12 protein-coding genes, 1 tRNA gene and 1 pseudogene are annotated in these 11,824 nt (G+C 69.7%); 6 read left to right on the top strand and 8 right to left on the bottom strand.

What is annotated here, in order from left to right; translation table 11 throughout:
• A partial coding sequence (locus tag VKN16_04935; GenBank protein HME93542.1) for a type II toxin-antitoxin system RelE/ParE family toxin occupies positions 1 to 324 on the top strand: 324 nt, incomplete at its 5' end.
• A 7-nt stretch (positions 325 to 331) separates the two neighbouring features.
• Positions 332 to 643, top strand: a complete 312-nt coding sequence (locus tag VKN16_04930; protein HME93541.1) for a helix-turn-helix transcriptional regulator — start codon at positions 332 to 334, stop codon at positions 641 to 643.
• A 410-nt stretch (positions 644 to 1,053) separates the two neighbouring features.
• On the opposite strand, the gene VKN16_04925 is transcribed toward VKN16_04930, so the two are convergent.
• Both VKN16_04925 and VKN16_04920 read right to left on the bottom strand, forming a co-directional pair.
• Positions 1,054 to 1,131: transfer RNA gene (locus VKN16_04925), tRNA-Asp, on the bottom strand.
• 43 nt (positions 1,132 to 1,174) lie between these two features.
• Positions 1,175 to 1,774 carry an ImmA/IrrE family metallo-endopeptidase gene (locus tag VKN16_04920; GenBank protein ID HME93540.1) on the bottom strand — a complete coding sequence of 200 codons (600 nt, stop codon included), beginning with the start codon at positions 1,772 to 1,774 and terminating at the stop codon, positions 1,175 to 1,177.
• Positions 1,775 to 1,812: 38 nt separating this feature from the next.
• Here VKN16_04920 and VKN16_04915 point away from each other — a divergent pair, with 38 nt between their 5' ends.
• The 3 genes from VKN16_04915 to VKN16_04905 are packed head-to-tail and all read left to right on the top strand — an operon-like array spanning position 1,813 to position 5,145.
• A complete protein-coding gene (locus tag VKN16_04915) occupies positions 1,813 to 3,564 on the top strand; it encodes an IlvD/Edd family dehydratase (protein HME93539.1) in 1,752 nt (583 codons plus the stop codon).
• A gap of 1 nt (position 3,565) precedes the next feature.
• Positions 3,566 to 4,786 (top strand): FAD-binding oxidoreductase, encoded by a 1,221-nt coding sequence (locus VKN16_04910; GenBank protein ID HME93538.1) that lies wholly within the window; start codon positions 3,566 to 3,568, stop codon positions 4,784 to 4,786.
• A gap of 50 nt (positions 4,787 to 4,836) precedes the next feature.
• On the top strand, positions 4,837 to 5,145 hold the full coding sequence (locus VKN16_04905) for an ArsC family (seleno)protein (GenBank protein HME93537.1): 309 nt from the start codon (positions 4,837 to 4,839) through the stop codon (positions 5,143 to 5,145).
• A 104-nt stretch (positions 5,146 to 5,249) separates the two neighbouring features.
• Here VKN16_04905 and VKN16_04900 read toward each other — a convergent pair whose 3' ends face one another.
• Positions 5,250 to 5,921, bottom strand: coding sequence for a potassium channel family protein (locus VKN16_04900; GenBank protein HME93536.1), 672 nt, complete (start codon positions 5,919 to 5,921; stop codon positions 5,250 to 5,252).
• A gap of 296 nt (positions 5,922 to 6,217) precedes the next feature.
• On the opposite strand from VKN16_04900, the gene VKN16_04895 reads away from it, so the two are divergent.
• Positions 6,218 to 7,306 (top strand): AI-2E family transporter, encoded by a 1,089-nt coding sequence (locus tag VKN16_04895; GenBank protein HME93535.1) that lies wholly within the window; start codon positions 6,218 to 6,220, stop codon positions 7,304 to 7,306.
• A 72-nt stretch (positions 7,307 to 7,378) separates the two neighbouring features.
• On the opposite strand, the pseudogene VKN16_04890 reads toward VKN16_04895, so the two are convergent.
• The 5 genes and pseudogenes from VKN16_04890 to VKN16_04870 all read right to left on the bottom strand — a co-directional run.
• Positions 7,379 to 7,588, bottom strand: a pseudogene (locus VKN16_04890) (DUF2945 domain-containing protein).
• A gap of 113 nt (positions 7,589 to 7,701) precedes the next feature.
• A complete protein-coding gene (locus tag VKN16_04885) occupies positions 7,702 to 8,553 on the bottom strand; it encodes a carbohydrate ABC transporter permease (protein HME93534.1) in 852 nt (283 codons plus the stop codon).
• A gap of 51 nt (positions 8,554 to 8,604) precedes the next feature.
• Entirely contained in the window at positions 8,605 to 9,549 is a 945-nt protein-coding gene (locus VKN16_04880) for a sugar ABC transporter permease (GenBank protein ID HME93533.1), read from the bottom strand.
• 66 nt (positions 9,550 to 9,615) lie between these two features.
• Entirely contained in the window at positions 9,616 to 10,977 is a 1,362-nt protein-coding gene (locus VKN16_04875) for an extracellular solute-binding protein (GenBank protein HME93532.1), read from the bottom strand.
• Positions 10,978 to 11,029: 52 nt separating this feature from the next.
• The coding region (locus tag VKN16_04870) for a transketolase C-terminal domain-containing protein (protein HME93531.1) at positions 11,030 to 11,824 on the bottom strand (795 nt) is incomplete at its 5' end.

Genomic DNA, 11,824 nt, shown 5'->3' with positions numbered 1-11,824 from the left:
ATCTGGCTCGGGGACTCCCGAGACACGATCAGGGCCTTCCCCGACGACGTCCGGCAGAGGGCGGGGTTCCAGCTCTGGCGCGTCCAGCGTGGCCTCGAGCCGAACGACTGGAAGCCGATGCCGAGCGTGGGGCTCGGTGTGCAGGAGATCCGCATCCACACCGGCCGCGCGCATCGCGTGCTCTATCTCGCGAGGTTCGCCGAGGCCGTCTACGTCTTGCATGTGTTTGAGAAGCGGACGCGGCGAACGCCGCAGGATGACCTCGATCTCGCGCGGCAGCGCCTGGGCCAGCTGATGAAGCAGCGGGCGCGCCGGAAAGGATAGGTGGTTCATGAAGAAGGTGCAGCGGACCCGATCGAGCGGCAACGTCTTCCGTGATCTCGGCTTTCCCGGCGACGAGGCCGCGCACCTCCAAGTGCGCGCCGAGCTCCTGGCCCACTTGCAGCAGGTGATCACGGCGCGCGGATTGAAGCAGGCCGCGGTGGCTGCGCTGCTTGGCGTCTCGCAGCCCCGGGTGAGCGACGTCATGCGCGGTCGCATCGACCTCTTCAGCATCGACACGCTCATCGACATGCTGGCCCGCCTCGGCATCCGCGCCAAGCTCGTCCTGCACCCTCGCCGGCGACGGGCGAGCGTCGCATAACAGGCGACGCCCGCGCTCGCCGGCCTGGGCCACGCGCAGCCGGCGTTATCCCTGACGTCGGCGGGCTCCGGTCCGCCTGGCTGACCGTGGCGTCTTCGGCGCCACAGCGGGCCGCAGCCCGCTCCCGGCATCAGCGGGCCCTCTGGTCGTCCAGGCGCCCGAGGAGACCAGCGAAGATCTTCTGGCGGCCGACCTGGCCCCTGCGCTCCGCGTCGTCGCGTTGCTTCTGCCGCGTCGGGCGAAATTCGAGGGTGGTCACGAAGAAGGTGCACGACTCGCAGATGGACTCGAATCGTCGCCGGCTTTCAATGCTCAGGACTGAACAGGCCATGTCGAGGGGCGTTCGGTTACAGTTTAGACGCCATTTCGGTGACAGTCAGAATTGACCGTCACCGAAATGGTTGATTAATTGGCGGGCTCGACGGGACTTGAACCCGCGACCTCTGGATTGACAGTCCAGTGTGCTAACCAGGCTGCACCACGAGCCCGTAACGGGAACGGATGTTTATACCATGCGGGCTCCGGGGCTGTCTATCCGCCCAGGGACGGCTGCCCCGGCGCGCACTCGAGATGGCCCGTCCATACGAGCTGGTCGGGGTAGCGGGCCAGGAGATCGGCGATCTCGTCGCACGGCGGCCGGTGGCCGAGCAGGTCCTCGCCGGGCGAGCGCTGCAGCCGGCGATGCACGTTCAGCAAGTAGCTGTAGACCATGCGCAGCGCCTGATCCTCGGGCACGGCGCGCACCCAGACCAGGATCTCGACCGACTTGGCGTTGGCGTCCAGCTCGCGCTGCTCGCGCTCGCGCTGCCGGGAGCGGGCACTGCTCGCGCCGAGGGGCTGATCGTGCCCCAGCACGTAGTGCGCCAGCTCGTGGGCCACGATGGCGTCGCGGTACTCGGAGGCCAGCACCAGCTCGTTGACCGCGAAGAACCCGCGGCGATAGGCGCCGACCGGGCTGTCGGGGTTGTGGCTGACCAGGACGTGGATGGGCGGCAGCTGATAGCGCCGCGAGGTCTCCTCCGCGAAGTCGCGAACCTCGCCGAGGCTCTTGTCCTGCGACGGCGTCAGCGTCGAGCAGCCGACGGCCAGCGCGGCCACCCCGAGGAGCCAGCCGAGACCCGGCGCTCTCATTGGCGGAAGTCTAGCAAACGAGGCAGAATGTGGGCCTCATGACCACTGCACGCGCCGCCACCCCTTCCCTCCGCAGCCGCAACTGGTTCGCCGCCAAGAATCTCGACGGCTTCATGCACCGAGCGTATCTCAAAGCCGAGGGCTTCAGCGAGGCGGTGTTCGACGGCCGCCCCGTGGTCGGCATCTGCAACTCGTGGTCCGAGCTGAACAACTGCAACGCGCACCTGCGGCAGGTGGCCGAGGCGGTCAAGCGCGGGGTCTGGAGCGCCGGCGGCTTCCCGCTGGAGTTCCCGGTGATCTCGCTCGGCGAGATCCTGATGAAGCCCACCACCATGCTCTTCCGCAATCTCATGGCGATCGACGTGGAGGAGTGCATCCGCGCCTATCCCCTCGACTCGGTGGTGCTGCTGGCCGCCTGCGACAAGACCACGCCGGCCATGCTGATGGGCGCCGCGTCCGCCGACGTGCCCGCGATCATGGTGACGGGCGGGCCGATGCTCAAGGGCATGTGGTGCAACCAGGAGCTGGGCTCCGGCACCGACGCGCGCAAGATGTGGGCGCAGCGGCGGGCCGGCGAGCTGCCCGACGAGGCGTGGGCGGAGATCGAGGCGTGCCTGTCGCGCTCGGCCGGCCACTGCATGGTCATGGGCACCGCCTCGACGATGGCCGCGATGGCCGAGACGCTCGGCCTGGCCCTGCCCGGCAACGCGGCGATCCCGGCGCCGGACTCGCGCCGGCTCGCCCTGGCCGAGCTGTCCGGCCGCCGCGCGGTCGAGATCGCGCTGGCCCGCGGGCCCAAGCCCTCCGAGATCCTGACCGCGGCGGCCTTCGACAACGCGATCCGGGCGGACATGGCCCTCGGCGGCTCCACCAACGCGATCGTGCACCTGGTCGCGATCGCCGGCCGCGCCGGAATCCCGCTGCCCCTGCGCCGCTTCGACGACCTGTCGCGCACCACGCCGCTGCTCGCCAATGTGCGCCCGTCGGGCAAGCACCTGATGGAGGATTTCTACTACGCGGGCGGCGTGCCCGCGGTGCTGCGCGAGCTGCTGCCGATGCTGGACGGCACCGCGCGCAACGTGAACGGCCGCAGCCTCGCCGAGAACGTGGCCGACGCGCCCTGCCACGACCGGGACATCATCCGGCCCCTGTCGCTGCCGCTGCAGCCGGAAGGCGGCACCGTGATCCTCTTCGGCAATCTCTGCCCCGGGGGCGCGGTCCTGAAACAATCGGCCGCCTCCGCGCATCTGATGGTCCACCGCGGCCGCGCGGTGGTCTTCGAGGATCACCGCGATCTCGAGCGCCGCATCGACGATCCCGCGCTGCCCATCGACGAGACGTCGGTGCTGGTGCTCAAGCAGGCCGGTCCCAAGGGCGGCCCGGGCATGCCCGAGTGGGGCGCCGCGCCGGTGCCGGCGCGGCTGCTGAAGGCGGGCGTGAAGGACATGGTGCGCATCTCGGACGCGCGGATGAGCGGCACCTCCTACGGCACGGTGGTGCTGCACGTGACGCCGGAGTCCGCGGTGGGCGGGCCGCTGGCCCTCGTGCAGTCGGGCGACGAGATCGAGCTGAACGTGCCCGAGCGCCGGCTGACCCTGCGGGTGTCCGACGAGGAGATCGCGCGTCGGCGCGGGGCGTGGAGCCCGCGGCCGGACGGCGTCACCAGCGGCTATCTGCGCATGTTCCTCGATCACGTGCTGCAGGCCGACGAGGGCGTGGACTTCGACTTCCTGCGCGGCCGGCGCCCGGTCACCGACGAGGAGACCGCGCACGGCTCGAGGCTCGCCTGACATGACCGCCGCCACGAACTCCGCCGACGCGATCGTCATCGGCGCTGGCGCCTTCGGCGCGAGCACCGCGTATCACCTGGCCCGGCGCGGCCTCAAGACCACGCTCGTGGATCAGCACGCGCTGGGCTCGCAGACCTCGCCGCGCGCGGCCGGCCTGACCAGCAAGGCCGACACCATGCCCGCCATGGCGCGCCTCCGGCACGAGGCGTGCGAGGCCTTCGAGCGCTTCGAGAGCGAGATGGGCCGCACGGTGGACTTCCACCGCTCGGGCAGCCTCCGCGCGGCCTACACCGACGCGGCGGTGGAGCGGGTGCGCATCGCGCAGGCCACCGCCGACGGCCTGGGCATCGAGGCGCGCCTGATCGACGCCACGGAGGCCGAGCGCCTCGCGCCGCACTTCACACCGGGCGCCGCGCTCCGGATCCTCCACGTGCCGAGCGATGGCTGGGTGGACCCGGCCAAGGTCGCCGTCGGCTTCGCCACGCGCGCCGGCGAGCTGGGCGCGCGCCTGCTGCCGTTCACGCCGGTGCTGGCCCTGCTGAGCGACGGCATCCGCGCCACCGGCGTGGTCACCCCGCGCGGCGAGATCCGCGCCCCGGTCGTGGTGGACGCGGCGGGCGGCTGGACCGCGCGCGTGGCGGCCGGCGCCGGCATCGCGCTGCCCCTGGTCCCGGTGCGGCACCAGCTGTTCATCACCGAGCCGATCGCGGGCGTGGAGCCGCTGCAACCCATCGTGCGGCTGGTCGAGGCCAGCGTGTACGTGCGCTACGAGCAGGGCGGCCTGCTCTTCGGCGGCTACGAGGACCACCCGCACGTGCTCGGGCACGAGGGCCTCGCCCCGGGATTCCAGATCGCCGGGCTCGAGCTGGACCTGGACGTGCTGCGCGGGCTGGTGGACGAGGTGGCCGCGCACTTCCCCGCCCTGCGCGACGCGAAGATCGCGATCCACCGCGGGGGCGCTCCCACCATGACCCCCGACGGCCGGCCGCTCGTCGGCCGCGTGCCCGGCCTCGACGGCCTCTTCGTGGCCTCGGGCTGCTGCGTGGGCGGGCTCAGCCTGTCGCCCGCGGCCGGCCGCGCGCTGGCCGATCTCATCGTCGACGGCAAGAGCGACCCGGATCTCGCCCCGATCTCGGTGGAGCGCTTCGGCGGCGCTCATCGCGACCCGGCCGCGCTCGAATCCGCGTGCGTGGCGCAGTACGCCCGCCGCTACACCCACTGAGGAGACATCCCATGCCCAAGGTCGACTGGAGCTACCACCGCAACGGCTGAATGACCTGTGCCAAGACGCAAGGGTTCCTTGCCAGGCACAAGGTGACGGTGACCGAGCAGGCCGACGCGAAGAAGGCCACCATCAAGGGAGCGCGCGCGCTCGACGTCCTCGACGCCGTCGACGACCTCTACGTGGCCAAGGGCAAGAAGGTCGAGCACGTCGACCTGAAGAAATCGAAGCCCGACCGCGCCACCCTGCTCGGGCTGCTGCTGGGGCCGACCGGCAACCTGCGCGCGCCGACGCTGCGCCGCGGCCGCACGCTGATCGTCGGCTACGACGAGGCGACCTACAAGACCGTGCTGAGATAGACGGGGTCAGGTCTTGCATTACGACATTTTCGTGGCGCGCATCGCCGTCACCTGATGCGGCAAAAATGTCGTAATGCAAGACCTGACCCCGCCGGCTGACCCGCTCAGCGCGGCGGGGAGGAGAGACGGGCGCCGACCAGCTTGGCGACCAGGACCGCGACGTAGAGCTGGCCGCCGATGGCCTCCAGCACGGCGACCCCGCGCGCCATCTCGCTCCGAGGCACGACGTCGCCGTAGCCGAGCGTCGCCAGGGTGACGAAGCTGTAGTACATGGCGGTGGACAGGGAAAGCGCGGCGCCGGCGTCCCGCGCCCCTGCATCGGCCAGCGAGCCCGGCCAGGTCTGCTCCATGGACCAGTGCACGACTCCGAAGAGCAGCCCGCCCAGCAGATAGACGCTGAGCGCCGCGTAGAGGTGCTCGGCGTCGACGCTGGCGGTGCGCATCGCGAAGCGCAGCGCGCTGACACCGGCGAGCAGAGCGATCGCGCAGGCCACCGCGAGGGCGCCCGCGGCCAGCCCGCTGCCGACCGCCGCGGTCGGGGCCGCCCGCACCCCCAGCGCGATCGCGGCGACGACCATGAGCAATCCCCGCCACCGCTGCCCCGGGACGCCGAGCAGCGCGGCGAGCAGGCTGAACACGAGGAGGATCTGCAGCAGGTCGGTGCTGAAGTGCAGGGCCGCAAGCAGCGGCGCCGCGCCCAGGGTGACCAGCAGCGTGTAGAAGAGGACGGCGTAGCGGTGACGGCCGTAGGCGGCGAGCGGGCCGGCCGGGCTCACGGGGCGACGACGGGAAGCCAGTACACCGAGGCCGCGATGACCAGGTAGACCGCGATCAGCTGAATGCCCTTGAACCAGGTCGCCTGCCCATCGCCGGCGGTGGTGACCACGATGAGAGTGCCCAGCAGGAGCGTGCCGATCTCGAGCCGGCTGAAGGCCAGGCTCCCGGGATCAGCAGCAGCAGCCAGTTCACCGCGCGCGTCTCGGGATCACGGCCATCCTGCCCATGATGATAGGGCACACCTCCCACGAAGCCGGTACGGATAGACGCCCCGGTTGGGATAGGATACGGCCCGATGACCGCCTCCTCCCTGCCCGAGCCGGAGCTTCAAAAGAAGATCTCGGCCCGTCTGCCCGACGTCTTGATCCGGGCGGGGTTCATCGCCGTCCTGGCCGCGCTGTGCTACATCGTCTTCGCGCCGTTCCTGACCCTGATGGTCTGGGCGATCATCCTGGCCGTCACGCTCTATCCCTTGCATCGAGGGCTCGCTCGGCGGATGGGGGGGCGCGCGGGTCTGGCCGCGACCGTGGTCGTCATGGGCGGATGCATCCTCATCATCGCGCCGACCGCGGTGCTCTTGAACTCGTTCGGCGGCTCTCTTCACGACCTCGTCGGGGCCGTGCAGCACAACACCCTGGACGTCCCGCCTCCGCGGGAGAGCGTTCGGGGCTGGCCGATCGTCGGCGAGAAGATCTACGCCTTCTGGTCCGGCGCCCACGCCGACCTGCCCGCGCTCGTCCAGAGCATGCAGCCGAAGATCGGCCAGCTGGCCCGGAAGGCGCTGGCGGTCGTGGCGAGCATCGGGGTGGGACTGCTACAGTTCCTGGCCTCGTTCATCGTCGCCGGCATCTTGATGGCCTACGGCGAGGCAGGCGCGGGCACGACGCGCGCGATCTTCGCGCGGATCATCGGCCCCGAGCGAGGCGAGCCCTTCGCCCGGCTCTCCACCGCGACGATTCGTACAGTCGCTCAGGGCGTGATCGGCATCGCCTTCGTTCAGGCGATCCTCGTCGGCGTCGCCCTGCTCGCCGCTCACATTCCATGGGCCGGCGTCCTGGCCGCCATCACGCTGGTGCTGAGCATCGCCCAGGTCCCGGCCCTGATCGTCACCCTCCCGGTGATCGCGTACATCTGGTCGAGCGGCGACTACGGCACCGGCGCGGCGGTCGCCCACACCGTCGCCCTGCTCGTGGCCGGCATGGCCGACAACATCCTGAAGCCCCTGATGCTCGGGCGCGGCGTCGACGTCCCGATGCCGGTCATCCTGCTCGGCGCCCTGGGCGGCATGGCGAGCGCCGGGATCCTCGGCATGTTCGTGGGCGCGACGCTGCTGGCCCTCGGCTATCAGATCTTCACGACCTGGGTCGCCACGAATCCCGATTGAGGGGCCTCGTCACGAGCCCTTCCCGCGTCGACGGCGCCGGGTCTTGCCCGTCGCCCGTGACGGGCGGCGCCCGGAGAGCCGGCGGAGCGCCGACCCCTTGTGCATGGCCATGTGGTCGGTCTTGTCGCTCTCGATCAGGTAGCGCGGCTCCACCCGCGATGCGTGAACCGTGTATCCCTTGAACTCGATGGGCGCCACGATCTTCTTGCGGATGATCCCGCTCACCCGGCCGGCCTCGGAGTTCCAGCTCACGTGGTCGCCGACCTTGAAGGCGCCCGGCATGGTCATCCCTCCTGTTCTCGAAGGGCTCCCCAGCTGTTTCGTGCGGATCGAGGAGGGGATGCCGGAGGCGGGGGAGGGACGCCGGCCGGCGCGAGCTACAATCGGGCGATCGCCTAGCCCTTCACGCTGCCGGCGGTGAGCCCTTCCACCATGTACTTCTGCAGGTAGATGTAGGCGGCGATGACCGGCACCGTGGTGAGGACGGCGCCCGCCATCAGGTAGCCCCAGCCGTAGACGTCGCCGGTGATGAAGGTCGACAGGCCCACCGGCAGCGTGCGCAGGCGCACATTGGTGATAAAAACCAATGCGTAGAGGAACTCGTTCCACGCCTGGGTGAAGGCGTAGAGCGCGCTCGCGAGCAGGCCGGGGGCGGCCAGGGGCAGGATCACGCGGCGAAAAGCGCCAAAGCGGGTGGCCCCGTCGATCATCGCGGACTCTTCCAGCTCGACCGGGATCGACTCGAAGTACCCCATGAGCAGCCAGGTCACGAACGGCACCGTGAAGGACGGGTACGCCGCGATGAGGCCGGTGAGGCTGTCGGCCATGCCCAGGTTGCGGATCTGCGCGTAGAGCGGGATGAACAGGATCGACGGCGGCACCAGGTAGGTGATCAGCACCGTGCTGGCCATGAACGCGCGCCCGAGAAACTTGAGGCGGGCCAGGGCGTAGGCGCCGAGAGTGCCCACCGCAGTGGCCAGGAACGTGCTCGAGACCGCCACGATGATGCTGTTGCCGTACCAGGACACGAACTCGGTCTTGGCGAACAGGTGGTCGTAGTTCTCGCTCACGAACGGGCTCGGCCAGAACATCGAGACCAGGCTGCGCATCTGGGTCTCGCCCTTGAAGGACGTGACGATCATCCAGTAGAAGGGAAAGATCACGAACAGGGCGAAGGCGAGCAGGATCGCGTACGACACCGCGGACTGCGTCCGCTCGATGCGGACGGTGCTGCGGCGCCTAACCAACGCTGACCCCACTCCTGTATCCGCTCGCCTCGCCTCCGGCTGCAGCTCGCACTACCTCACCCTACCTTTGCGCATGTAGTTCGACAGCACGATGATCACGAAGGCCAGCGCGGGCAGCATGTAGAGGGCCACCGCGATGGCCTCGCCCAGGCGCTGCGCCCCGAAGGCGATCTCGTAGGTCAGCACCGGCAGCACCATGGTGGCCCCGCCCGGACCGCCCTTGGTCAGGATGTAGACGATCGCGAAGTCGTTGAACGTCCAGATCGTCGAGAGCAGCAGCACGATCATCACGATGTTGCGGATGCCGGGCAGCGTGACGTAGCGGAAGCGCTGCAGCACCGTCGCCCCGTCCACCGCCGCGGCCTCGTACAGCTCGCCCGGGATGGCCTTCATGCCGGCCAGGAAGCTGATGCCGAAGAACGGGAATCCGCGCCACACGTTGACGCCGATCACCGAGGCCATCGCGGTGCCCGGCTCGCTGAGCCAGCCCACCCCCTGCTTGAGCACGCCGAAGACGTGGACCAGCAGGTAGTTCAGCACGCCCAGGCTGTAGTCGTAGATCCACAGGAAGTTGAGCGCGGAGACCACGGTGGGGGCCACCCAGGGGATCAACAGGACACCGGTCCAGAAGGAGCGGAAGCGGATCCTGGAGGTCAGCACCAGCGCCATGCCCATGCCGAGCACGGTCTTGATCGCGACCGAGCCGAAGGTGAACACGAAGCTGTTGATGACCGCGCGCTGGAAGAAGCCGTCGTAGGTGAGCCGGACGTAGTTCTCGAGTCCCACGAAGACCGGCGGCATGCCCACGTACTTGCGGGTGAGGCTCAGGTACACCGCGTAGCAGAACGGATAGGCGACCAGGGCCAGGACGAGCACCACGATGGGCGCCACGAACAGGAAACCCATGCGGTAGTCGGGCCCCAGCACGCGGCGCAGCGTGTGCTCGAGGCCGGCGCGGGGCCGGGGAGAAACCTCGGGGTGATACGCGCCCCTCACCCCGACCCTCTCCCCGGAGGGGAGAGGGGGAGATGAGGGATGGAGCGTGGCCATGACGCCTCCGGGCTAGGCCTTGCCGCGGATCTTGTAGATCTCCTCGACCCGCGCGTGCGCCTCCTTCAGGGCCGCCTCGGGCGAGAGCCCGCCCACGACCACGCGGCCGGCCATGTCGGTGAGGATCTTCTGGCCCTGCACCTCGGCGGCGGCCGGCGTCATGGGGCCGGGGTGGCCCTGGTTCACGGAGCGCATGATGTTCTGCAGCATCGCCTCGAAGTTCGGGTCCGACTTCCAGTACGGGTTGTCGGCGCGGCCCTTGTAGACCGGGCCCGCCTGCCCCACCGAGACCTTCATGTACTCGGCGAAGCGGGTCTCGTCCTCGAGGTAGCGGATGAGGTCTTCGGCCAGGTCGGCCTTCTGCGACTTCTGGAAGACGGCCCAGTTGTAGCAGGACGAGCCCACGAACGAGCCGGCGGGGCCGCCGGGGGTCAGCACACAGAGCGTCTTCGGTGCCAGCTCGTGCTTCTTGCTGACCATCGCGTAGTAGAGGCTGGCCCCGTTGTTGGTGGTCACCAGCTTGCCCGCCATGTACGACTCGTTGTTGGACACGTCGGTCCAGCCCATCACGCCGGGCGGCTGGATGCCGTGCTTCTTGATGGTGTCCACCGCGAACTGCAGCGCCTGCGTGTTCTGCTTGAGGAACGCGGTCCCGAGCGCCGGCTTGCCGTCCTTGTCCCACACCCCCCCGCCGTAGTCCCAGAGGATGTTGGCCATGAACCCGTCGCCGTCGTCCGACCGGTTCAGGGTCTGGCCGAAACCGAAGAGGTCCTTGGACGGGTCCTGCGCCTTCTTGGCGAATTCGACGACCTCGGGGTCGTAGACCTTCGGGACCTTGAGTCCCTTCGCCTCCATGATGTCCTTGCGGATGAAGAACACGGTGGTCATCGAGTAGCGGCCGACACCGAGGAACTTGCCGTCTGCCTTCATGGCCCGCTCCGCGAAGGGCACGAGCCCGCCCTTGGCGGTGGCGAGCTCGCCGGCCACCTTGCTGACGTCGCGCAGCGCTGCCTTGTAGCGCATCGGCCCGTAGATGTTCATCTCAGCCATGTCGGGCGGGTTGCCGGCCTCGATGGCGGCGACGAACTTCTGCTCGCGATCGCCGAAGGTCGCCCAGTCCATCTCGACCTCGACGTTCTTGTCCTTGGCCCACGCCTCGACCTGCCGGGCCACCACATCGTTGCCCGCGGTGACGAAGCTCTTGAAGAGCCAGAGCCTGAACTTCGTCTTCGCCTGCGCGGGCGCCATGCCGCGCAGCGCGTGGAGCCCCGCCGCGGTGCCGCCGGTGATGACCGCCGCCTTGCGCAGGAACTCGCGGCGGGCGATGAGACCGGCGTCGAGCTGATCGGCCAGTTGCTTGAGGCGAGTGTCCATCGAGGGCTCCTCCTTTGGAGCGCGTGGAGCGGAGCTGGGGGATGGGCGAATGCTAACTCAGGGCGGGCCCGCGGGCAAGCAAACACTGCGCCGCATGCGCGATCGCGGCGGCGTCGACGCCGTAGTGACGATAGAGATCGTCCCGCGCACCCGACTGCCCGAAGTGATCGACGCCGAGCGGGATCTGCGGGACTCCGAGCGCTGAGCCCACGAACGCCAGCGCGTGCGAATGGCCGTCGAGCACGGACACCACCGGCACCCCTTCCTCCTCTGCCGACACCAGCTCGAGTACGTACGGACCCGTAGCTCGCAGCCCGCGATAGAGCCGATCGGGGCTCGTGACCACGAACACGCTGGCGCAAACGCCCTCCGCGGCGAGCATCCGGCTCGCCTCCACCGCCTCGGGCACCATCACGCCGGCCGCGAAGATGTGCACCGCATTGGCCTCGGCGTCGTAGCCCGGCTGCCGGCGCGCGTCGATCAGCCGGTACCCGCCGCGCAGCACCGCGGCGCGCTGGGCCGGCGACGGCGCGGGCGCCAGCGACTGCGCGACCGGCTTGGTGGACAGCCGCAGGTAGAGGCTCTCGGCGTCGGGTCCCCGCTCGATCAGCCCCCGCAGGCCGTCGAGCAGGATCCACTCGACCTCCTGCGCGAAGGCGGGCTCGTAGTAGGCGATGGCGGGCAGCGCAACGCCGATGCCCGGCGTGATCACCGACTGGTGCGCCCCGCCCTCGGGGGAGAGGCTCACCCCCGAGGGCGTGGCCGCCACGATGAAGCGGCCGCCCGCGTACAGCGCGTGGTAGAGCGCGTCGAGGCCGCGGCTCATGAAGGGGTCGTAGAGCGTGCC

This window comes from Candidatus Methylomirabilota bacterium (genome assembly GCA_035315345.1).
In the GTDB taxonomy this organism is placed as follows: Bacteria; Methylomirabilota; Methylomirabilia; order Rokubacteriales; family CSP1-6; genus CAMLFJ01.
This window is presented reverse-complemented; position numbering and strand designations above follow the sequence as displayed.

Bases quoted from the DNA above. Each gene is read 5' to 3' on its own strand.
- VKN16_04930 (HME93541.1), top strand. From the start codon at position 332: ATGAAGAAGGTGCAGCGGACCCGATCGAGCGGCAACGTCTTCCGTGAT.
- VKN16_04920 (HME93540.1), bottom strand. From the start codon at position 1,774: ATGAGAGCGCCGGGTCTCGGCTGGCTCCTCGGGGTGGCCGCGCTGGCC.
- VKN16_04915 (HME93539.1), top strand. From the start codon at position 1,813: ATGACCACTGCACGCGCCGCCACCCCTTCCCTCCGCAGCCGCAACTGG.
- VKN16_04910 (HME93538.1), top strand. From the start codon at position 3,566: ATGACCGCCGCCACGAACTCCGCCGACGCGATCGTCATCGGCGCTGGC.
- VKN16_04905 (HME93537.1), top strand. From the start codon at position 4,837: ATGACCTGTGCCAAGACGCAAGGGTTCCTTGCCAGGCACAAGGTGACG.
- VKN16_04895 (HME93535.1), top strand. From the start codon at position 6,218: ATGACCGCCTCCTCCCTGCCCGAGCCGGAGCTTCAAAAGAAGATCTCG.
- VKN16_04875 (HME93532.1), bottom strand. From the start codon at position 10,977: ATGGACACTCGCCTCAAGCAACTGGCCGATCAGCTCGACGCCGGTCTC.